The 23,507-nt window shown below is 30.2% G+C and carries 17 protein-coding genes; 12 read left to right on the top strand and 5 right to left on the bottom strand.

The genetic code is table 11. The annotated features are described in order from the left end of the window. Position 1: 1 nt before the first annotated feature. The 4 genes from H9I45_RS14830 to H9I45_RS14815 form a co-directional block, all read right to left on the bottom strand. On the bottom strand, positions 2–1,603 hold the full coding sequence (locus H9I45_RS14830; RefSeq protein WP_088354347.1) for an alanine/glycine:cation symporter family protein: 1,602 nt from the start codon (positions 1,601–1,603) through the stop codon (positions 2–4). 94 nt (positions 1,604–1,697) lie between these two features. Then, entirely contained in the window at positions 1,698–2,597 is a 900-nt protein-coding gene (locus tag H9I45_RS14825) for an SDR family oxidoreductase (RefSeq protein ID WP_088354348.1), read from the bottom strand. 1 nt (position 2,598) lies between these two features. Then, positions 2,599–3,597 carry a potassium channel family protein gene (locus tag H9I45_RS14820; protein WP_088354349.1) on the bottom strand — a complete coding sequence of 333 codons (999 nt, stop codon included), beginning with the start codon at positions 3,595–3,597 and terminating at the stop codon, positions 2,599–2,601. 2 nt (positions 3,598–3,599) lie between these two features. Further along, a complete protein-coding gene (locus tag H9I45_RS14815; RefSeq protein WP_088354350.1) occupies positions 3,600–3,818 on the bottom strand; it encodes a PspC domain-containing protein in 219 nt (72 codons plus the stop codon). Positions 3,819–3,988: 170 nt separating this feature from the next. On the opposite strand from H9I45_RS14815, the gene uvrA reads away from it, so the two are divergent. The 6 genes from uvrA (at position 3,989) to H9I45_RS14785 (ending at position 16,852) form a co-directional block, all read left to right on the top strand. Further along, positions 3,989–6,811, top strand: a complete 2,823-nt coding sequence (gene uvrA / locus H9I45_RS14810) for an excinuclease ABC subunit UvrA (RefSeq protein ID WP_088354351.1) — start codon at positions 3,989–3,991, stop codon at positions 6,809–6,811. 41 nt (positions 6,812–6,852) lie between these two features. Further along, entirely contained in the window at positions 6,853–7,560 is a 708-nt protein-coding gene (locus tag H9I45_RS14805; RefSeq protein WP_088354352.1) for an LOG family protein, read from the top strand. Between the two features lie 79 nt (positions 7,561–7,639). Next, positions 7,640–8,839, top strand: coding sequence for a T9SS type A sorting domain-containing protein (locus H9I45_RS14800; RefSeq protein ID WP_176397570.1), 1,200 nt, complete (start codon positions 7,640–7,642; stop codon positions 8,837–8,839). Then, complete coding sequence (locus tag H9I45_RS14795; protein WP_088354354.1) at positions 8,840–11,650, top strand: gluzincin family metallopeptidase; 2,811 nt, start codon at positions 8,840–8,842, stop codon at positions 11,648–11,650. It abuts the gene before it with no gap. 199 nt (positions 11,651–11,849) lie between these two features. After that, complete coding sequence (locus H9I45_RS14790; protein WP_088354355.1) at positions 11,850–14,303, top strand: alpha-ketoacid dehydrogenase subunit alpha/beta; 2,454 nt, start codon at positions 11,850–11,852, stop codon at positions 14,301–14,303. A 128-nt stretch (positions 14,304–14,431) separates the two neighbouring features. Further along, positions 14,432–16,852, top strand: a complete 2,421-nt coding sequence (locus H9I45_RS14785) for a zinc-dependent metalloprotease (protein ID WP_088354543.1) — start codon at positions 14,432–14,434, stop codon at positions 16,850–16,852. A gap of 4 nt (positions 16,853–16,856) precedes the next feature. Here H9I45_RS14785 and H9I45_RS14780 read toward each other — a convergent pair whose 3' ends face one another. Next, entirely contained in the window at positions 16,857–18,128 is a 1,272-nt protein-coding gene (locus tag H9I45_RS14780) for a DUF2851 family protein (RefSeq protein ID WP_088354356.1), read from the bottom strand. Between the two features lie 115 nt (positions 18,129–18,243). On the opposite strand from H9I45_RS14780, the gene H9I45_RS14775 reads away from it, so the two are divergent. The 6 genes from H9I45_RS14775 (at position 18,244) to dapB (ending at position 23,501) form a co-directional block, all read left to right on the top strand. Continuing rightward, entirely contained in the window at positions 18,244–18,876 is a 633-nt protein-coding gene (locus H9I45_RS14775; RefSeq protein WP_088354357.1) for an NAD(P)H-dependent oxidoreductase, read from the top strand. Positions 18,877–18,903: 27 nt separating this feature from the next. Further along, complete coding sequence (locus H9I45_RS14770) at positions 18,904–20,364, top strand: aminoacyl-histidine dipeptidase (RefSeq protein ID WP_088354358.1); 1,461 nt, start codon at positions 18,904–18,906, stop codon at positions 20,362–20,364. Between the two features lie 193 nt (positions 20,365–20,557). Further along, a complete protein-coding gene (locus tag H9I45_RS14765) occupies positions 20,558–21,322 on the top strand; it encodes a ParA family protein (RefSeq protein WP_088354359.1) in 765 nt (254 codons plus the stop codon). Continuing rightward, the gene (locus tag H9I45_RS14760; protein WP_088354360.1) at positions 21,323–22,207 is read left to right on the top strand and encodes a ParB/RepB/Spo0J family partition protein; all 885 of its coding nucleotides are present in this window, start codon (positions 21,323–21,325) and stop codon (positions 22,205–22,207) included. After that, a complete protein-coding gene (locus tag H9I45_RS14755; RefSeq protein WP_088354361.1) occupies positions 22,208–22,798 on the top strand; it encodes a DUF5683 domain-containing protein in 591 nt (196 codons plus the stop codon). A gap of 1 nt (position 22,799) precedes the next feature. Continuing rightward, positions 22,800–23,501 carry a 4-hydroxy-tetrahydrodipicolinate reductase gene (gene dapB, locus H9I45_RS14750; RefSeq protein WP_088354362.1) on the top strand — a complete coding sequence of 234 codons (702 nt, stop codon included), beginning with the start codon at positions 22,800–22,802 and terminating at the stop codon, positions 23,499–23,501. The last annotated feature ends 6 nt before the right edge of the window (positions 23,502–23,507 follow it).

Raw genomic sequence — 23,507 nt, 5'->3', positions numbered from 1 at the left:
TTTATGCGTTTTCTGCCTTTTCAGCTTTAATTGCTCCCATATATCTTTTTAATTCTGCCTTTACTTTCGGCGCTAAAAGTACTAAACCAACCATGTTTGGAACCATCATTGCAAAAACCATTGCATCTGAGAAACCAATTACAGAACCTAAACTTGCTGCTGCACCAATTACCACAAATACACAAAAAATTACCTTGTAAGCGTACTCCATTTTTTTAGATCTTCCAAATAAATAAGCCCAACCTTGAAAACCATAGTAAGACCAAGAAATCATAGAACTAAATGCGAATAAAACAACTGCAACAGTTAATACATATGGAAACCAAGAAATTGCAGATTCGAATGCTCCTGATGTTAATAAAATTGCTTGTGCGTCATTTAAAGATGCATTTTCTGCAGTTACATTTCCTGTAATAATTAACACTAAAGCCGTCATTGTACAAACTACAACTGTATCTATAAAAGGCTCTAATAATGCAACCATACCTTCACTTGCTGCATATTTTGTTTTTACTGCTGAATGCGCAATAGATGCAGAACCTATACCTGCTTCGTTTGAGAAAGCCGCTCTTCTAAATCCTTGTACTAAAACACCAACTGCACCACCTGCAATTCCTTCTGGACTGAATGCTCCGTTGAAAATTTGCATAAATGCATCTCCAATCATATCGTAATTATAGAAAATTACATATAAAGATGCAGCCACATAAATTGCCACCATAAAAGGCACAATTTTATCTGTTACTTTAGCGATTTTTTTAATACCTCCAATAATTACAATACCAACTAAAACTGCCATTACTAAACCAAAAGCCCAACCATAACCGTTTAAGAAAGATTCTTCACCTCCTGTAATATTTTGAACTAATTGAAACGCTTGATTTACTTGAAACATGTTTCCACCACCAAAAGAACCTCCAATTACGAAAATTGCAAATAGCGCTGCTAGTATTTTACCTAAAGTTTTATTTTTTAATCCTTTTGTTAAATAATACATTGGACCTCCATAAACAGTTCCATCTGCTTCGATATCTCTATATTTAACACCTAATGTACATTCTACAAATTTAGATGCCATTCCTAAGAAACCTGCAACAATCATCCAAAAAGTAGCACCTGCACCACCAATTGAAACTGCAATTGCAACTCCAGCAATATTTCCTAAACCTACTGTTGCAGACAATGCTGCAGTTAGCGCCTGAAAGTGAGTAACCTCTCCATCATGACCTTCTACTCTAATTGTATCTGGATTATCTCCCTCTTCTGTTGTAGAAACATTATCCGAAACTTCAATCGCTTTATTTTCTCCTTTACCTTCTAAACCATCGTATTTACCTCTAACAATATTTATGGAAGTAATAAAACCTTTAAAATTAATAAAGTTGAAATAAAATGTAAAGTATAAAGCTCCTAAAATTAATGGAAATAACACCCAATAAATACTAACGTTTTCTGAAAATGGAATTTGATAAAAAATAATATCAACAAACCAACCTGTGGCATTACCAAATGCTTCGTCTATTTGTTGATCTAAACCTTTTTCTTGTGCAAATGTTAAAAATGGGGCTGCTAAGAATAGCAACGAAAGAAGTTTTTTCTTCATAATATTAAAGTATGATTAGTATATTTTTAATTAGTAGCTTGCAATATCATAAAAAATTGCGCTTTCAACAACTTTTATGAGTTAAATGTGTTTTTTACGTTAATTTTTCTTTAAATCTTTCTAAATCTTCTTTGAAAGACTTTGGATAAAAACCTAGATCTTTATTTGTTTTTGACAAATCGAAACCTGTTTTCGCTGGCCTTGGAGCTGTTTGGTTTAATGTTGATGTTGATATTGGTTTTATAAAACTCTTATCCAGCTTAAAACTATCTGCAATTTGTTGTGCAATTTCATAAACACTTAATAAGTCATTAGAAGCAATATTATAAATGCCTGTTGCTTTTTTATCTATTGACAATTTACACGCCATTGCTAAATTTTCCACATAAGTTGGCGATCTAAATTGGTCGTTAACAATAGTAATTTCCTTTTGTTGTTCTAACATTTTCTTAACCCAAAGAACGATGTTATTTCTATTCATATCAAACACTTTCCCATAAACCAAAATAGTCCTTAGAATTGTATAATTTATATTGGAATTTGTTAAAATTTCTTCAGACTTTAACTTAGATAATCCATAATAACTTAAAGGGTTTGGAGAATCTGTTTCTTTGTAGTTTCCTTTTTCTCCATCAAAAATAAAATCAGTAGAAATATGTATAAGTTGCGAATTTATTGCTGATGAAACTTCTGTTAACCATTTAACAACAGTTACATTTAATAGATCGCAAGCTTCTTTGTTATTTTCACAATCATCTACTTGCGTCATTGCTGCAGTGTTTATAATTACTGCAGGTTTTATTTCTCGTAATTTTCCCTTTAGAATTAATTCTTCTGTAATATCTATAGAAATATATTCGAAATCGTTTCTTCCACTCCTATTCTCTCCTTTTGAAAAACCAATTACTTCGTATTTGTCTTTTTCTTCTAATAATAAATTTAACAAAGACTGACCTAACAATCCATTACTACCTGTAATAACAATTTTCTTCATTCTAAAATAATTCTCTCAATTTTATAATTTGTTCTGGTCTACCTAAAACAATTAAATGTGAACCTGCAACCAATTGAATATCTGCTTCAGGATTTATAATATAATCTCTATCAGGATTTTTAAAACCAATAACTGTACAACCTGTTTGACGCCTTAAATCTAAATCTAAAATATTTTTATTCAAATATTTTTTTGGTAAATCGTCTACTGCAATTTCTTCTAAATTCGCTGTAGTTTCTCCTTCAATCGTTAACCTGTCTACAAATTCAATGACATCTGGAGTTGTAACCAAAGAAGCCATGTGATCTCCACCCAATTTATCTGGCATAATTACATTATCTGCTCCTGCAATTTTAAGTTTACTGTAAGAAGATTCGTTAGAAGCTCTGCTAATTACTCTACATTTTGGATTCAATTGACTTGCAGTTAAAACCACAAATAAATTATCTGCATCTGATGGTAAAGCAGTAATTAAAAAAGATGCTTTTTCGATTCCTGCTCTTTGTAAAGTTTCATCTAAAGTAGCATCTCCTTCGATATTTAGCATCCCTTCTGTATCTATGGCTTCAATCATTTCTTTATTCTTCTCTACAACTACAAACTTTTTGTTATAATTACCTAATTTTAAAATTGCTTGCTTTCCATTTCTACCAAAACCACAAACAATGGTATGTCCTTTTAATCGTGCTATTTCTTTTTCCACTCTTTTGTGTTTAAAATGTTCGAATAATTTACCACTTACTAAATATTCTGAAAATGCAGAAACTGCATACCCAAAAACTGTTATACTTGTTAAAATTAAAAATATTGTAAAAACTTTTTCTTGAGGAGAAAAAGGCCTTAATTCTCCAAAACCAACTGTAGTTACTGTAATTACAGTCATATATAAAGCATCCACTAAATTATAATTAGAGAGCGTCATATACCCAATCGTTCCAATTGCTAGAATTGAAACTACAAGCACTACAATTTTATTAATCTTAGATTGTAAAATGGGCATAATTATAAATCGAAAACCGAGCTTCTTTTAGTGTAAATTTTATCTTTTAATTTTAATAAAAAGGCCATCGTTAAATACAAGCCAAAAGATAAACCGACTGTAAAAAATGTGACATAAATAAAAAACAAACGCACGTTAACGGCTCGCATTCCTAGCCTATCTGCTAATCTTGAGAAAACTCCAAAACCATTTCTTTCGAAATAATGTCGAATACTGTCCATCGTTTCTTTTTTTAAATCTACTGCAAGATACTATTTTATGGTTTTATGGCAAGACTTTTGTTTGTTTTGTATTTAATATTAAAAGTTAAACTTACGAATGCGTTTTACATTTTCTTCTGCATTAAAATTGGTTTCTGTAACTTTGCTTTTTTCTGAAAAAATCCACACATTTGAAAGACCAAGAATACATAGAAGTTTATGGAGCTAGAGTCCATAATTTAAAAAATATTGATGTTAAAATTCCACGCGAAAAACTAGTCGTAATAACCGGTTTAAGTGGAAGTGGTAAATCTTCTTTGGCTTTTGATACTATTTATGCTGAAGGTCAAAGGCGTTATATTGAAACTTTTTCTGCATACGCAAGACAGTTTTTAGGCGGATTAGAAAGACCAGATGTCGATAAGATTGATGGACTTTCACCAGTAATTTCTATTGAACAAAAAACGACGAATAAAAGTCCACGTTCTACAGTTGGAACCATCACAGAAATTTACGATTTTTTAAGATTATTATTCGCAAGAGCTGGTGACGCTTATTCTTACAACACCAACGAAAAAATGGTGAGTTATTCAGATGAGCAAATAAAAGAGTTAATTCTTACTGATTTTGCTGATAAAAAAATAGCTGTTTTAGCTCCGTTAATTAAATCGAGAAAAGGGCATTATCGTGAGCTTTTCGAGCAGATTTCTAAACAAGGTTTTTTACGTGTTCGAGTTGATGGAGAAATTCGAGAAATCGAAAAAGGAATGAAATTAGATCGTTACAAAAACCACGATATTGAGGTTGTAATAGATCGATTGGCGATAAATAAATCGTCAGAAAAAAGGTTAGATGAAACCATAAAAACCGCCTTATATTCTGGGAATAATATTATGATGGTAATTGATGTTGATGACAACAATCCTCGTTATTTTAGTCGAGAATTAATGTGTCCAACAACAGGAATCGCATATCCAAATCCAGAGCCAAATACATTTTCTTTTAACTCCCCAAAAGGTGCTTGTAGTTCTTGTAATGGATTGGGAATTACCAATGAAATTAATTTAGAGAAAGTAATTCCAGATAATAGTATTTCCATAAAAAACGGAGGGATTGTTCCTTTAGGTGAAGAAAAAAATAGTTGGATTTTTAAACAACTTCAAAATATTGCGGAACGTTATAAATTCAAATTAACTGACGCAATTAAAAGTATTCCAAAAGAAGCTTTAGATATTATTTTAAATGGCGGAAATGAAACTTTTGAAATAGAATCTAAAACTGTTGGTGTTACAAGAAATTATAAAATAGATTTTGAAGGAATTGTTGCTTTTATAGACAGCCAATATAATAATGCAGAAAGCACTTCAATAAAACGTTGGGCAAAAGGGTTTATGGATGAAGTTACTTGTTCTACTTGTAATGGAAAGCGTTTAAAAAAAGAAGCACTTCATTTTAAAATTACTGATAAAAACATAAGTGATTTAGCACAAATGGATGTGACTGAATTGGCAAAATGGTTTAAAAATATTGAGAAAGATTTATCAGAAAAACAACTAATAATTGCTTCAGAAATCTTAAAAGAGATTCGTACTCGTATTCAATTTTTATTAGATGTTGGATTGGATTATTTAACATTAGACAGAACTTCTAAATCTCTTTCTGGTGGAGAAGCACAAAGAATTCGTTTAGCAACACAAATTGGTTCGCAATTAGTTGGTGTTTTATATATTTTGGATGAACCAAGTATTGGTTTACATCAGAGAGATAATCAAAAATTGATAGATTCCTTAATAAAATTACGTGACATTGGAAACTCTGTTTTAGTAGTAGAACACGACAAAGATATGATGGAACATGCAGATTTTGTATTCGATATTGGCCCAGGTGCAGGAAGACATGGAGGAGAAATTGTTTCTGCTGGAACTTTTAAAGAATTAAAAAAACAAAGAACTTTAACTTCGGATTATATTACAGGAAAAAGAGAAATTGCTGTTCCTAAAAAACGAAGAGAAGGAAATGGAAAAACCATCAAATTAAAAGGTGCAACTGGAAATAATTTAAAAAATGTTTCTGTGGAGTTTCCTTTAGGAAAAATGATTTGTGTTACTGGAGTTTCTGGAAGTGGAAAATCTACATTAATTAATGAAACTTTATACCCAATTTTAAACGCTCATATTTATAGAGGTGTTAAAAAACCAATGCCTTACAAAAAAATTGAAGGTTTAGAAAATGTAGATAAGGTTATTGATATCGACCAATCTCCAATTGGAAGAACTCCACGTTCTAACCCAGCAACATACACAAAAACATTTGACGAAATTCGAAGTTTATTCGCAAAAACTCCTGAAGCTGCTATTCGTGGTTATAAACCTGGTCGTTTTTCTTTTAATGTAAAAGGCGGACGTTGTGAAACTTGTCAAGGAGGAGGAGTTCGCGTCATCGAAATGAATTTTTTACCAGATGTTCATGTAGAATGTGAAACTTGCCAAGGAAAACGTTTTAACAGAGAAACTTTAGAGATTCGTTATAAAGGAAAATCTATTTCCGATGTTTTAAATATGACGATTGAAGATGCTACAGATTTCTTTGAATTGATTCCTAAAATCCATAGAAAATTAAAAACAATTAAAGATGTTGGCTTAGGCTATATAACTCTTGGACAACAATCTACCACACTTTCTGGAGGAGAAGCACAAAGAATTAAATTAGCAGCAGAGCTATCTAAAAGAGATACTGGAAATACTTTTTACATTTTAGATGAACCTACAACTGGCCTTCATTTTGAAGACATTCGAGTTTTAATGGATGTTTTAAATAAATTAGCCGACAAAGGAAATACTGTACTAATTATAGAACACAATTTAGATGTTGTAAAATTAGCAGATTATATTATTGATGTTGGTATGGAAGGTGGAAAAAAAGGTGGAAAAATTTTAGTTACAGGAACTCCTGAAGAAGTTGCAGAACATAAAACTAGTTATACTGCTAAGTTTTTGAAAAAAGAGTTAATTTAGCAAGCTTTTCTTTTTTATAAAAAAAATTAAAAACATAAATTATGACGAACGACGATAGAAAAATACGCGAAAAACTAGATCAAAAAACTTGGAATGAAATAAAAACAAACGACTCTTGGGCCATTTTTAAAATTATGGCAGAATTTGTTGAAGGTTACGAAAAACTGAGTAAAATTGGTCCTTGTGTATCTATTTTTGGTTCGGCTAGAACAAAACCAGAGCATCCTTATTACAAATTGGCAGAAGAGATTGCCTTTAAGTTAACGCAGAATGGTTATGGAGTTATTACTGGTGGTGGACCAGGAATTATGGAAGCTGGTAACAAAGGTGCAAACAGAGGAAAAGGAACTTCAGTCGGTTTAAATATCGAATTACCTTTCGAACAGCATGACAATCCTTGGATAGATCCAGGTAAAAGTTTAGATTTCGATTACTTTTTCGTTCGAAAAGTTATGTTTGTAAAATATTCTCAAGGATTTATTTGTATGCCAGGAGGTTTTGGAACAATGGACGAACTTTTTGAAGCAATTACCTTAATACAAACTAAAAAAATTGGACGATTTCCAATTGTATTAGTGGGTACAAAATTCTGGAGTGGTTTATTAGATTGGATTAAAGATGTTTTAATTACTGAGAAAAATATTGGCTTAGAAGATTTAAAATTATTTAGAGTTGTAGATACTGCAGACGAAGCGATTGAACACTTAAATAAATTCTATGCGAAATATCAATTAAAACCAAACTTCTAAAATGTTTTTGAAAAGAATTTTAGTTCTTTTTATATGTTTTTGCTCTTGTTTTATATTCGGGCAAACAAATATAAAAACAATGTTTTACAATACATTAAACTACAATTCAAATCCTGAAAGTGAAAACAGAACCATTCATTTAAAAACTATTTTAGATGATGTACAACCAGATTTGTTTATGGTTTGTGAACTAAAAAACGAAACTGCAAGTGACTATCTATTTGCAAATGCAGTGGCTACTCACAATTCTAATTTTAAGTCTGCAACCTTTAGAACCGGCACTTCACCAGATAAAAGTTTGTTGCAAATGGTGTATTACAATAATGCAAAATTAGAGCTGGAATCTAACAGTATTATTCCTACAATTTTAAGAGATATTAACCATTATACATTTAAAATTAGAACAAGTACAATAACTACAAACCCAATTCGAATAGAGGTTTTTGTAACACATTTAAAAGCATCTAGAGGAATCGAAAACAGACAAAAAAGATTGTCTGCTGTAAATTCATTGGTTAGAGAATTAGACAGATTACCCAAAGACAGCAACATCTTATTCGCTGGAGATTTTAATTTTTACACAAGTAACGAAGAAGGTTTTCAAAAAATACTAGACCCCAATAACCCTATTAAATTAGTAGATCCAATAAATGTTATGTGTCCTGCTTTTCCTGAAGATGGAAAAGATTATTACGAAGATGATTATGATTCTACTTATTTTTGGAACAATAGCACATTTGCAAATGTACACTCGCAATCTACAAGAACTGGAAGTTTAAGTGATGGTGCTGGAGGTGGAATGGACGATCGTTTCGATTTTATTATAATGTCCGAAAACTTAAAATCAAGTAATACGCTATTCTACAAACAAAATACCTATGAAACTATTGGCAATAATGGAAATTGCTATAACTCGTTTGTAAGTAGTACTACTTGTACAGGAAAATTTTCGCAAGAAGTTAGAAACGCTTTGTATTTTTTTAGCGATCATTTACCAATTGTTATGGAGCTAGAAACTCCTATGAACATACTTTCCATAGAAAAAGAAAATCCTATTGCTTTTGTAAAATCTAATATTGTTTCAGATTTTTTATCATTAAATGTAAATAAAATAGCATCTTTAAAAAAAATTATAATCTACAACCAATTAGGACAAATTATAGTTGAAAGAAATATAAGAAATCAACATAAAATTACAATTAATACATCTTCCTTTTCTAAAGGAATTTACTATTTAAAAACAGGTACTTATAAACCCTTAAAATTTGTAAAAATTTAATTGAAAAAGAACTTTTATATATCATTATTATGCTGTCTTATTTCATCTTGCTTGTTTTCTCAACAAAATGAAATAAAAATAAAGGCTACTTTAAATGTCGCTAAAGACATTCTACAAATTCAGCAAGAAATTGTGTATTATAACGATTCTGATACTGAATTAAATAGTATTTTTTTTCATAACTGGGCAAATAGTTTTAAAGGAAGAGATACACCTCTCTGTATACGCTTTATAGAAGATTTCAGGAAAGATTTATATTTCGGAAAAGAAGAAGATTTAGGGAATTCTAAAATTAAAAATATTTCTATTAATTTTAAAAATAGCATTTATAAAGAATTAGAAAACCAACAAGATATTCTCGAAGTATATTTAGAAACACCTTTAAAACCTAAAAAAAGTGTTCGTATCCACATCACATATATTGTAAAAATTCCAAATGCAAAATTTACGGGTTATGGAAAGAATAATAATGGATATCATCTAAGATATTGGTATATAACTCCAGCTGTTTATAAAAATGGTTGGCAAATAATGAGCAACCTTAATTTAGACGATTTATTTGAAAATACCACCAATTTCGATATTGAAATTAAAGCTCCAAATTACCTTACTTTAGAAAGCAGTTTAAAACAGCAGAAAACTAACAAAACAAATTCTCTTCAATATAATTTATATGGCAAACATAAAAAAGATGTTATTTTAAGTTTTCAGAAAACACCAACTTTTAAAAAATTTTCTACAGATTCTCACACCATTTATACAGATGTTTTGGTTGAAGAATTGGATCATAATTTAACAGAAGACGTTTTAAATCGAGAAATTCAGTTTTTGAATGGTTTCTTAGGAGATTTTCCAATTGAAAAAATTTATATAGATAAAGCTACCCAAAGTAAAAACCCGGTTTATGGTCTAACACAATTGCCGGATTTTATTAGCCCTTATTCCGATATTTTTAGATACGATATTAAAATGTTTAAAGCCATTTCTAAAAGATATTTAGAACAAACTCTTTTAATAAATGAAAGAAAAGAATATTGGTTATTAGATGGTCTACAAAATTACTTAATGTTAGAATATGTAAATAAATTTTATCCAGAAATTAAATTATTAGGAAAAGCTTCTGATACTTGGTTTTTAAAAAGATTTAATTTTTCTAAATTAAAATTTAACGAAAAATACCCACTTATATATCAATTTACAGCAAGAAAATTTTTAGATCAATCTTTAGCGACCTCAGCAGATTCACTATCTAATTTTAATAGAAAAATTGTTAGTAAATATAAAGCAGGTTTAGGGTTTAATTATTTAAAAGGTTATTTAGGAAACGATGTTTTAGATAAAAGTATTTATAGTTTTTATCAAGAACATAAACTTAAAATAACTTGCGCAACCGACTTTAAAGAAGTTTTATCTAAAAACACAAACAAAGATATTAATTGGTTTTTTGAAGACTATTTACTTACCAATAAAAAAATCGATTATTCGATTGATAATGTTAAGGAGGAAAAAGATAGTTTAAAAGTTACAATTAAGAATAAGCGAAACATTACAGCTCCCATTGCTTTTTATGGATTAAAAGATAAAAAAATAAAATATAAAAAGTGGCTTACAAATATCGATTCTACAAAAATATTTTCTGTTCCAAAAGGCGAATTTGACCAACTGGTTTTAAACTACGAAAATATTTATCCTGAATACAATACATTAGATAATTGGTACAATACAAAGAAAAAACTGTTTAATAAACCTTTTAAATTCACTTTAATAAAAGACGTTAAAGCACCAAATTATAACCAGCTATTTTACCAACCTAATGTAGGTTATAATTTTTATGACGGATTAATTTTAGGAATGAAATTCCATAATAAACCACTTATAAAAAGAAATTTAGAATTTAGAATTGCTCCTGCATATGCATTAAAAAGTCAAATGATAAATGGTTCTTTTTCTATTTTGTATAATCAATTTTTCGAAGAAACGAGTATTTACAAAATATCTTATGGAATTGCAGGAAACACCTTGCAATACGCTCCTGATTTATCCTATAGCTCCTTAAACCCGTTTGTAGATATTCAATTTAAAAGAAAATCTTTAAGAGATGCTAGTAGCGAGTTTATTCGAGCAAAATTAGTTCATATAGATAAAGAAGTATCTCCACTACAAGAAAAAACGGAGCAAGATAATTACAGTATTTTTAGTTTAAGCTATAACTACATTAACCCAGATATAATTAAAGAATTAAGATACAATTTTAGCACAGAGTTTTCTAAAAATTTCTCTAAAGCCGCCATAGACTTTAGATATCGTAAATTAACCTCAACTGACACTCAGTTAGATTTTAGAGTTTTTGCAGGGGCATTTTTTCATAATAACTCGCAAGGAGATTATTTTAGTTTTGGATTAGACAGAGCAAACGATTATTTATTTCAACTTAATTATTATGGTCGTTCTGAAGACTCAGGTATTTTTAGTCAGCAATTTATAATCACAGAAGGTGGTTTTAAATCGGTATTACCCACAAGATTTGCCAACCAGTATATGCTATCTTTAAATTCTAGTATAGGTTTGTGGAGATGGGTAGAATTTTATAATGATGTTGCTTTCTTAAAAAATAGAAACGAACGCTTATTTTTTGGCTACGAAAACGGAATTCGTTTAAACTTTATTCATAATATTTTCGAAATCTACTTTCCTACATATTCTAATAATGGCTGGGAAATTAACCAAGCAGCATATCCTCAAAAAATACGATTTACTTTTACAGGCGATCTTGGTTCTATCTACAATTTTTTTAGAAGAGGTTTCTTCTAAAAAGTCAAATTAATTTAATATCAATATTTTTATATTTGACAAAAAATTAAACTCTAAAAAACAACACTTACTTTTTATTACATTATTCTTAATCAAAAAGTAATTATTCAACAAAATATTACGAAATGTTTAATAAATATTTATATTTTTAAATATCAACTAAAAAAACTACCTTTGCAAAAGATAAAATCTAAGAAAAATGCTCGAAAAAACACTTTCTAAAAACAAGACAGAACTTTCTTTTGAAGATTTTAAAGCGGAAGTTTTAAACGACTACAGGATTGCTAAAATTAGTAGAGAATGTAGTTTATTAGGTCGTAGAGAAGTTTTAACAGGAAAAGCTAAATTCGGTATTTTTGGTGATGGTAAAGAAGTGCCACAATTAGCGATGGCTAAAGCCTTTAAAAAAGGAGATTTTAGATCTGGTTATTACAGAGACCAAACTTTTATGATGGCTCTTGGCGAGTTAACTGCACAACAGTTTTTTTCTGGTTTGTATGCACATACAAATATCGATTTAGAACCAATGTCTGCAGGAAGACAAATGGGAGGTCATTTTGCAACACACAGTTTAAATGAAGATGGAAGCTGGAAAAACTTAACTGAACAATACAATTCTAGTTCAGATATTTCTCCAACAGCTGGGCAAATGCCACGTTTATTAGGTTTGGCACAAGCATCTAAAATATATAGAAACGAAAAAAGCGTACAACATACATCTAATTTTTCGAAACAAGGAAATGAAGTTGCTTGGGGAACTATTGGAAACGCTAGTACTAGTGAAGGTTTATTTTTTGAAACCATAAATGCTGCAGGAGTTTTACAAGTACCAATGGTAATGAGTGTTTGGGATGATGAATATGGAATTTCTGTTCATGCAAAACACCAAACAACCAAAGAAAGTATTTCTGAAATTTTAAAAGGTTTCCAAAGAGATAATGAAAAAAATGGTTACGAAATTTTTGTAATTAATGGCTGGGATTATGTTCAATTAATGGACACTTACAGTAAAGCTGCAAAAATTGCTCGCGAAGAACATGTCCCTGTTTTAATTCACGTGAAAGAATTAACACAACCTCAAGGACATTCTACTTCTGGTTCTCATGAAAGATATAAAGGAAAAGAAAGGCTTCAGTGGGAAAAAGAACATGATTGTATTACTCAAATGCGAAAATGGATTTTAGAATTTGAATTGGAAACAGAATCAGGAGAAACATTACGTTTTGTAGATTCTGAAGAAGATTTACTAATATTAGAAAAAGACGCTAAAAAAATAGTAACTACAGCCAAAAGAAATGCTTGGGCAGCCTACACAAACGAAATTAAAGCAGAAGTAGTTGTTGCTGTTAGGTTATTAGAAAAAATAGCTACTAAAAGTAATAATGGTGCGTTTATTTCAAAATTAAAAAGCGATTTAGAAAATAACGTAGAACCTATTCGTAAAGATATTTTAATAGCTGCTAGAAAAACACTTCGCTATTTAAGAGAGGAAGAATTTACAGAAAAAACAGAACTTAAAGAATTTATAAAATCTAGTATTAAAGACGCATCTAACAAATATTCTTCATTTTTAATGAGTGAAAGTAATTTGGGCGCACTTCATGTTCAAGAAAATAAACCAACATTTTCAGAAAACAAAAATATTGTAGATGCTAGAATTGTTATGAGAGATAATTTCGATGCCATCTTAAAAAAGCATCCAGAAGTAGTTATTTTTGGTGAAGATGCTGGTTTTATTGGTGATGTAAATCAAGGTCTGGAAGGTCTTCAAGACAAATATGGCGACATTCGTATTTCTGATACTGGAATTAGAGAAGCAACCATTATTGGGCAAGGAATTGGTCTTGCAATGCGTGGTCTAAGACCCATTGCAGAAGTACAATATTTAGATTATTTATTATATGCGCTTCAAATTATGAGCGACGATTTAGCAACACTTCATTATAGAAGTTTTGGTAAACAGAAAGCACCTTTAATTATTAGAACTCGTGGACACAGATTAGAAGGAATTTGGCATGCTGGTTCTCCAATGGGTGGAATTATAAATAATGTTCGAGGAATGCACGTTTTAGTGCCAAGAAACATGACCAAAGCCGCTGGTTTTTACAACACTTTATTAGAAGGAGACGAACCAGCTTTAGTAATTGAATGTTTAAATGGTTATCGTTTAAAAGAAGAATTACCAACAAATTTAGGTGAATTTAAAACACCAATTGGTTTGGTAGAAACTGTAAAAAAAGGTACTGATATAACGATTGTTTCTTATGGTTCTACTTTAAGAATTGTTGAAGAAACTGCTAAAGAATTATTACAAGTGGGTATTGATGTTGAGATTATTGATGCACAAAGTTTATTACCTTTTGATTTGAATCATGATATTGTAAAAAGTTTAGCAAAAACAAATAAACTGTTAGTTGTAGATGAAGATGTTCCTGGAGGAGCTTCAGCATATATTTTACAAGAAGTTTTGGAAAAACAAAATGGTTACGAATTTTTAGATAGCAAGCCTGCAACATTAACTGCAAAAGCACACAGACCAGCTTATGGAACGGATGGAGATTATTTCTCTAAACCTTCTGCAGAAGATATCTTTGAAAAAGTATATGCGATTATGCATGAATCTAATCCTAATAAATTTAAGAGTTTGTATTAAAACTTATTTTAAATAGATATTATAAAAAAGCTCCAACATTTTGTTTGAGCTTTTTTTAACACATCATTTTAAAAAATTATAATTGTTTTTGGTATTTTAGTCAACCTATTTACTAACGAAACCAAATGATGAAAAAACTACTATTATTTTCTCTAATCTTCACTTTTACAATTTCACTTTCTACAGAAGCGCAAAGAAAAAATTCGAAGGACAAATCAAATCAAGATACTTCTAAAACTAAAAAAAGTAAAACTCCAAAATATTCGGATTTTGTTACTTCAGAAACCAAAACAGATGATGGACTTTTTAAAGTACACGAAACAAAAGATAAGTTTATGTACGAAATTCCCAAATCTCATTTTGGAAAAGAAATGCTTTTGGTTACAAGAATTAAAGAATTACCTTCTGGTTTAGGTGGTGGTTATGTAAATGCAGGTTCAAAAATAAACACACAAGTGGTTGTTTGGGAACAATTTAAAAATAAAATTTTACTGAAAGTAAAATCTTACAATGCCATAGCAAACGACTCTTTACCAATCTATAAATCTGTAAAAGCAAACAACTTAGAACCCGTTATTTATGCTTTTGAAATTAAAACTCAAAATACAGATTCTACTGCTGTAATTGTAGATGTTACAAAATTCTTTTCTACAGATGTAAAAGCTATTTCTGGTTTACCTTCCTCTTACAGAAGTAGGTATAAAGTAAGAAGACTAGATGCTTCTAGAAGTTTTATAAACTCAATTAAAAGTTACCCAAAAAATATTGAAGTTATACAAGATTTCTCTTTTGATTCAGATGCTCCTCCAAGTAACAGGAGTACAAATACTATTACAATGCGCATCAATCAATCTATGATTTTATTACCAGAAAACCCAATGATGCCTCGTATTTACGATAAAAGAGTGGGTTATTTTTCTTTAGGAAATGTAGATTATAGTTCAGAAGCTTTAAAGGCAGATGACAAAAGATATATTAGACGTTGGCGATTGGAACCAAAAGATCCTGCAGCTTATGCAAGAGGAGAATTGGTAGAACCAATTAAACCGATTGTGTATTATTTAGATCCTGCTACTCCAGAAAAGTTAAGAAAATACATAAAGCAAGGTGTAGACGATTGGCAAACAGTTTTTGAAACTGCCGGTTTTAAAAATGCAATTATGGCAAAAATGCCACCAACTGCAGAGGAAGATCCAGAATTTAGCATGGAAGATGTTCGTTATTCTTCAATTAGATATGTAGCAAGTACTACAAGAAATGCAGTGGGACCAAGTGTTTCTGACCCAAGATCTGGAGAAATTTTAGAGAGTGATATTATTTGGTATCACAATCATTTACGTTCTTACAGAAACAGGTATTTATTAGAAACTGGCGCTGCAAATCCTTCTGCTAGAACTTTAAATACGCCAGATGAAGAAATTGGAGATATGATGCGAATGGTAATTGCGCACGAAGTTGGGCATGCTTTAGGTTTGCCACATAATATGGCTGCAAGTTTTGCATATCCAACAGATTCTTTACGTTCTGGAAGTTTTACTCAGAAAAACGGAATTGCAGCAACAATTATGGATTATGCTAGATATAATTATGTAGCACAACCTGGAGATAAAAACATTCGTTTTATAAGGCAATTAGGACCTTATGACCATTATTCTATCAACTGGGGATATCGTAAAATCCCAAATATTTCTTACCCAGAACAAGAAGTAAGAACTTTAGATAAATGGATTTCAGAAAAAGCTGGAGACCCAATTTATAGATTTGGTGCACAACGTTTCGATCCTTCTGCACAAACTGAAGGAATTGGAAACGACCAAGTAAAATCGAGTACTTATGGTGTAAAAAATCTTAAAATTGTTGCTAAAAATTTACCAAATTGGACTTCTAATCAAACAAACGATTATAACGATTTAAGTGAATTATATGGCGAATTATTAAGTGTTTGGAGTAGATATGTTGGTCATGTTACAGGAAATATTGGTGGTATTTACGAATACAACAAAAAACCAGCGCAAACTGGAGATGTTTATCAAGTAGTTTCTAAAGCAAAGCAAAAAGAAGCATTAAATTGGTTATTAAAAAATGTATTTGAAACACAAGATTGGTTATTAGATAAAAATATTTTAAACAAAATTAACGAGACTGGTTATACAGAAAGAATGCTTGGTTATCAAAACAGAAGCTTAAGAACTCTTTTAAATAGCAGAACTTTAAACAGAATGATTAATGCAGAAATTATTGATGCAAATACCTATGCAGCTTCAGATATGGTTAGAGATTTAAGAAGAGGAGTTTTCTCTGAAACAAATACCACTAAGAATGTATCCATTTTTAGAAGAAACTTACAAAAGTCTTTTATTTCAGTTTTAGGTTCTTTATTGAACAATAAATCCACAAATAATTATGATATTTCTTCTATAGCTCGTGGAGAATTAGAAAGTTTAAAATATCAATTAAATGTTGCCAGCAAAAGAGGTGTAAATAGAATTACAAAATACCATTACAAAGATGCTTTGGCGATGGTTAATGACATTTTAGATCCTAAATAAAATATTATTTATTCAAAATAGTTTTTCCTATTGCGCACTCTAAACAACGTTTGGGTGCGCAATAATTATTTTTAAGTTCCAATAAACTTTGAGTTTCAAAAGCATTTTTAGAATTAATTCCGATTTCAGCAAATTTAGAAATAACACTATTTTTTTCGGGTTTTATCTTTTTTAGAATATTTATAAAAGAATCTTCATTTACTTCTCCTCTACTCTTTTGATATAAAAATTTCAAAGGAATTACAGTATTTATGATTAATAAATCGATAAATGATTTTGTTAATTTTTTATGTGAAGATTTTGATGTTGATTCAAAATTATAATGCGTTTTCCAAAATGATTGAACATCAACAGAAAACAGCGCATAAAAATCTTTTAACTCTTCTAAATTTATCAACTTAGAAAATAAACTTTGTTGCTCATGAAACAATGAAACCAACTGCGCAATTCTAATGGTAGGAAAATTACTAGGACGCATTCTAAAAAATGAAAAGTTACTCTTAGGAATAAATTCCAATTTGAATTTGTGCTCTAAGTATTTATATTCGTTTTTTAATTGCTGATGATATTCGTCTTCAATTTTATCTTCTAGAAAACCAGCTTGACCAAATAACAAAGCCGAAAACTGATTTTCATTAGAACTTACTTTTTGTATAATTGAAAAATCTATAGATTGTGCCAAACGTAAAAAAGCATCTCCATTCACTTTCAGTCCAAAATTTTTAGCTAATAACTGAAATAAAACAGCTTCGAAATTATTATTCTCTTTCTCTAAAATAATTTTAATTTCTTCGGATTTTCTTTCCAAACGCTCAAAAAATAAACGTTCTTTCCAATTATCTAATGTAAAACCATCAACAATTTTAATAGAATTTTGGCAAGGAATCCAACTTGTTGGTGTTAAAAATAAATTTCTGTAATTATTTAAAACATTTTCATTTACAAGATCTTTTAAAACTAAAGTGGGTAAAGGTTGGTTGTTTTTCATGTAAATAGTTGCATCATTTTCCCAAACAACATGTAAAATTACAGCATCGTAATTTGCATCTGTTTCATGATTATGCAAATACCAATCAGACGCTTTTACATGAATCTCTACATTACCTGCCCAAGTTTGATTCTCAATTTTTAATTGAGCATTTAAAAAGTCAGGACCTGCATTTTTATTATGCAATCCTGCCTTTATAATTGTTAAAACTTTATTGTTTAAAGTTCGTAAATCCACTTTCGAAAACAACTTGTATTTCCATACATAATGCAAAAAGTCTTCATTCATATTCAATTTTTCTTCAATTTAAAAAAAATATTGATATCAACATCAATTTTTACAATACTTCCCATTATTCTTCTTCTATGAAAAGGTTTATTTTTGCAAACAAATAGCAAAATACATGAACATTATAGACAGTTTGCAATGGCGATATGCTGTTAAAAAATTCGATTCAAAAAAAACACTTTCACAAGATAAAATAAACACTTTAAAAGAAGCTTTTAACTTAACTGCAACCTCTTATGGCTTGCAACCTTTAAAACTTTTGGTTATAAATAATAAAGAGATTCAAAAAGAATTGGTAGCACATTCTTGGAATCAACCACAAGTTTTAGAAGCTTCGCATTTATTGGTAATTTGTGTCCCAAAAACTTACAAAACCGAAGAAGTTCAAAAATATTTTAGTTTGGTAAAAGAAATCAGAAACACACCAGATGCAATTTTAAATCCGTTTAAAAAATTTTTAACTGCAGAAATCGATAAAAAAACACAAGAAGAATTGCTTGCTTGGAACAAAAATCAAGCGTATTTAGCCTTAGGTAACTTACTAACTGTTTGCGCTTTAGAAAACATTGATTCTTGTCCAATGGAAGGTTTTATTCCTGAAAATTATGACAAAATTTTAAATTTAGAGAAACAAAATTTGCATTCGGTTTTAGTACTTCCTGTTGGTTTTAGAGCGGAAGATGATTATATGAAAGATTTAAAAAAAGTTAGGAAAAATATAACAGAAACAGTTATTGAAATCTCTTAACTTTACACAGGAAATAAGACAATATATATGAATTCAGAAATAAGAAATTTAGAACCTAAAATAGTTTGGAACCATTTTGCTGATTTAAATGCAGTTCCTCGTCCTTCAAAAAAAGAAGAACGTGTAATACAGTTTATGGTCGATTTTGGTAAAAAATTAAACCTGGAAACTTTAGTTGATAAGGTTGGGAATGTTATCATGAGAAAACCAGCTACTGCTGGAATGGAAGATAGACAAACTGTGGTTTTACAGAGTCATTTAGATATGGTGCATCAAAAAAACTCAGATACAAATTTCGATTTCGATACCCAAGGGATTAAAATGTTAGTAGATGGAGATTGGGTAACTGCAGATGGCACAACTTTAGGTGCAGATAATGGATTAGGAGTTGCTGCAATTATGGCAGTTTTATCTTCAACAGATTTAGAACACCCAAATTTAGAAGCCCTTTTTACAATTGACGAAGAAACAGGAATGACTGGTGCAATGGGTTTAGAAGGTGGTATTTTAAAAGGAGATATTCTTTTAAATTTAGACACAGAAGAAGATGATGAAATTGGAATGGGTTGTGCTGGTGGAATTGATGTAACTGCTACAAGAAATTATGCTGAAGAAAAAACTCCAGAAAATTCAGAAGCATTTTCTATTACTGTAAAAGGTTTAAATGGAGGTCATTCTGGAATGGATATTATTAAAGGTTTAGGAAATGCCAACAAAATAATGAATCGCATATTATTTGACGGATTCACAAATTTTGGATTAAGAGTTTCAGAAATTAACGGTGGTAGTTTGCGAAATGCAATTCCTCGTGAAAGTTTTGCGATTGTTACTGTAGATGCAATTTCTAAAGAAGCTTTTTTATTAGAAACAAAGTTGCTTGTTAACACGATAAAAGAAGAATTCGCTACAATTGAACCTAATCTAACCGTAGAAATTACAAAAATAAATGCTCCTGAAAAAGTATTAGAATTAGGAGTTCAAGAAGGTTTTATAAAGGCAATTTATGCTGCCTTAAATGGTGTATATAGAATGAGCCCAGATATCGATGGTTTGGTTGAAACTTCTAACAACATTGCAAGAATAATTGTAAAAGAGGGTAGTATAAAAGTGGGTTGTTTAACAAGATCGTCATCCGAAAGTAATAAATTCGATTTGGCAAATTCGCTACGTTCTAGTTTCGAGTTGGCTGGTTTCGAGGTTAATTTCTCTGGTGAATATCCTGGTTGGCAACCAAATGTAAATTCAGCAATTTTAAAAGTGGTAGATAATTTATATGAAAAATTACATGGAGAAAAAGCAATTGTTGCAGCTTGTCATGCTGGTTTAGAATGTGGAATTTTAGGACAGAACTACCCAAAAATAGACATGGTTTCTTTCGGACCAACTATTAGAGGAGCACACTCGCCAGACGAAAGAGCAGGAATAGCATCTACACAAAAATTTTGGAAATTTTTAGTCGAAATCCTAAAAAATATTCCTAAAAAATAATCTAAAAACAATAGACTTAAACCGAAGATTATCTTCGGTTTTTTTTTATTCTAATTTGTGAAAAAAGAATTAATGAAAAGATGCAAGTATCTAACTTACAGTGTTTTAAAACTTTATTCTTTTGTTAACATCTTTCATTTCTAAAAGTCATAAAAAAATGTAATTTTACATTTACAAAAATAGCATTATTTTAATGGGCAAAATTATTGCAATAGCAAATCAAAAAGGTGGAGTTGGTAAAACAACAACTAGTATAAATTTAGCAGCTTCTTTAGGTGTTTTAGAGAAAAAAGTATTGTTAATTGATGCAGACCCACAAGCAAATGCTTCTTCTGGTTTAGGAATAGATGTAGAAACTGTAGAATTTGGAACCTATCAAGTTTTAGAGCATACAATTTCGGCAAAAGATGCTGTGGTTAAAACAGAATCGCCAAATGTAGATATTATTCCTGCACATATCGATTTAGTAGCTATTGAAATTGAATTGGTAGATAAGGAAAACAGAGAGTACATGTTAAAAAAATCGTTGGATGAAATAAAAAACGATTACGATTATATTATAATAGACTGTGCTCCTTCTTTGGGTTTAATAACATTAAATTCTTTGGTTGCTGCAGATTCTGTTATTATACCTATACAATGTGAATATTTTGCTCTGGAAGGTCTTGGAAAATTACTAAACACGATTAAAAGTGTCCAAAATATACACAATGCTAATTTAGATATTGAAGGGTTGTTATTAACAATGTTCGATTCTCGTTTACGACTATCTAACCAAGTAGTAGATGAAGTTCGTAAGCATTTTAGTGCCATGGTTTTTGATACAATTATTCGAAGAAATACGCGTTTAGGTGAAGCTCCAAGTTATGGTGAAAGTATTATTGCTTACGACGCAACCAGTAAAGGTGCTGTAAATTACTTAAATTTAGCGCAAGAACTTCTTAAAAAGAATTCATAAATGGCAAAAGCAACAAAAAAACAAGCTTTAGGTAGAGGATTGTCTGCTCTTTTAAAAGAATCTCCAAATATTAATGCTGCAACAGATAAAAATGCAGAAAAACTAGTTGGAAATATCGTAGAACTTGAGTTGGATTATATCGATGTAAATCCATATCAGCCAAGAACTTATTTCGACGAAGAAGCACTTAGAGAGTTAGCTAGTTCTATTAAAGAATTAGGCGTTATTCAACCAATTACAGTTAGAAAATTAGATGGAAATAAATTTCAGTTAGTTTCTGGAGAGCGTCGTTTTAGAGCTTCAAAATTAATTGGAAACAAAACAGTTCCTGCATACATAAGACTTGCAAATGATCAAGAAATGCTAGAAATGGCATTAGTTGAGAACATTCAGAGAAAAAACTTAGATCCAATAGAAGTTGCACTTTCTTACCAACGTTTAATCGACGAAATTCAATTAACACAAGAAGAATTAAGTACAAGAGTTGGTAAAAAAAGGTCTACAGTAACTAATTATTTACGTTTGTTAAAATTAGATCCAATTTTACAAACGGGAATGAGAGACGGTTTTATTTCTATGGGACATGGACGTGCCATGATTAATGTAGAAAACACAGAAGATCAATTAGCGATTTACGAAAAGATTTTAAGAGAAAAATTATCGGTAAGACAAACCGAAGATTTGGTAAAAAGTTTAAAATCTGGTACAATTGCTAAACCTAAGAAAAAAGTAGTTCCAAGTTTTGTTAAAAACGGTGTAAAGGAGATAAGCGAATACTTTGGCCATAAAGTAGACGTTAGTGTTGGTAACAATGGTAAAGGAAAAATATCTATTCCTTTTCATTCTGAAGAAGATTTTAATCGAATAAAAAACTTATTAAAATAAGTGTTTTTAAAGAAAAACATATATATCTTATTTCTTGCATTTTTTTCTTTGCATTTGTATTCTCAAAAAGATTCTACAGAAGTAAAAAATGTAAAAGTTGAGGGTAAATTATTTGTACAAGAAGGTATTTACAAACCATTAGCTCCAGCAAAAGCAGCATTTTATTCTGCAATTTTTCCTGGTTTAGGCCAAATTTATAATAAAAAATACTGGAAAGCCCCCATTGTTTGGGCATCTTTAGCAGTTCCTATTTACTACTATCAAACAAACAATAGCGATTATAAAAGATACAGAACTGCTTTTAAACTAAGAGAAGCTGGTTTAAGAGACGAGTTTATTTTAGACGATGGTTCTACATTAGTTTCAGATGAAACTTTAGAAAGAGCACAAGAACAACTGAGAGAAAATAGAGATTTATCTTTACTCTCTGGTGTTATAATATATATACTTCAAATAGTAGAAGCGAGTGTAAATGCACATTTACTTCAATTTAATACAGATGATAATCTGTCTTTAAAACCAACCTTTATTATGGATCCTATGCAGTTCGATGCTCCAAAAGTTGGTTTAACTTTTAAATATAAATTTTAAGATGAAAATCGCATTATTAGGTTATGGACGAATGGGGAAAGAAATTGAGCAAATTGCAATTTCTAGAGGACATGAAATCGTTATAAAAAAAGATGTAAATGATGTTATAGACATTAATTTAGCAGATGTAGCTATTGACTTTAGTGTACCAACATCTGCATTCGATAATATTTCTAACTGTATAAACAACAATGTTCCTGTAATTTCTGGAACTACAAGTTGGTTAGAAAATTACGATAATGCTGTTGCTTTATGTAAAGAAAAAAAAGGGGCTTTTATATATGCTTCAAATTTTAGTTTGGGAGTAAATATCTTTTTTGAATTAAATAAACAATTGGCTAAAATGATGAGTAATTTAGAAGATTATAATATTTCTATGGAAGAAATTCATCATACAAAAAAACTAGATGCTCCAAGTGGAACTGCAATTACTTTGGCAGAAGGAATTATTGACAATTCTTCGAAAACAATGTGGGAGTTAGATAAAAAAACCATTGAACATAGCATTCCAATCGCTGCTAAAAGAATACCAGAAGTTCCTGGAACACATACAGTTTGGTACGATTCTGAAGTAGATGCGATTGAAATAAAACACACTGCACACAGTAGAAAAGGCTTTGCTTTAGGTGCTGTTATTGCAGCTGAATGGATTTTAGGAAAAACAGGTGTTTTTAACATGAAAGATGTGTTAAACATCAGTTAAAAACTG

It is taken from the genome of Polaribacter haliotis (assembly GCF_014784055.1).
Lineage (GTDB): Bacteria > Bacteroidota > Bacteroidia > Flavobacteriales > Flavobacteriaceae > Polaribacter > Polaribacter haliotis.
The sequence above is the reverse complement of the archived record's forward strand: the minus strand, read 5'-3'. Positions and strand labels throughout refer to the sequence as shown.

Coding starts and splice junctions, on each gene's coding strand:
- H9I45_RS14830 (WP_088354347.1), bottom strand. CDS start 1,603: ATGAAGAAAAAACTTCTTTCGTTGCTATTCTTAGCAGCCCCATTTTTA.
- H9I45_RS14825 (WP_088354348.1), bottom strand. CDS start 2,597: ATGAAGAAAATTGTTATTACAGGTAGTAATGGATTGTTAGGTCAGTCT.
- H9I45_RS14820 (WP_088354349.1), bottom strand. CDS start 3,597: ATGCCCATTTTACAATCTAAGATTAATAAAATTGTAGTGCTTGTAGTT.
- H9I45_RS14815 (WP_088354350.1), bottom strand. CDS start 3,818: ATGGACAGTATTCGACATTATTTCGAAAGAAATGGTTTTGGAGTTTTC.
- H9I45_RS14805 (WP_088354352.1), top strand. CDS start 6,853: ATGACGAACGACGATAGAAAAATACGCGAAAAACTAGATCAAAAAACT.
- H9I45_RS14800 (WP_176397570.1), top strand. CDS start 7,640: ATGTTTTACAATACATTAAACTACAATTCAAATCCTGAAAGTGAAAAC.
- H9I45_RS14790 (WP_088354355.1), top strand. CDS start 11,850: ATGCTCGAAAAAACACTTTCTAAAAACAAGACAGAACTTTCTTTTGAA.
- H9I45_RS14785 (WP_088354543.1), top strand. CDS start 14,432: ATGAAAAAACTACTATTATTTTCTCTAATCTTCACTTTTACAATTTCA.
- H9I45_RS14780 (WP_088354356.1), bottom strand. CDS start 18,128: ATGAATGAAGACTTTTTGCATTATGTATGGAAATACAAGTTGTTTTCG.
- H9I45_RS14775 (WP_088354357.1), top strand. CDS start 18,244: ATGAACATTATAGACAGTTTGCAATGGCGATATGCTGTTAAAAAATTC.
- H9I45_RS14770 (WP_088354358.1), top strand. CDS start 18,904: ATGAATTCAGAAATAAGAAATTTAGAACCTAAAATAGTTTGGAACCAT.
- H9I45_RS14765 (WP_088354359.1), top strand. CDS start 20,558: ATGGGCAAAATTATTGCAATAGCAAATCAAAAAGGTGGAGTTGGTAAA.
- H9I45_RS14760 (WP_088354360.1), top strand. CDS start 21,323: ATGGCAAAAGCAACAAAAAAACAAGCTTTAGGTAGAGGATTGTCTGCT.
- dapB (WP_088354362.1), top strand. CDS start 22,800: ATGAAAATCGCATTATTAGGTTATGGACGAATGGGGAAAGAAATTGAG.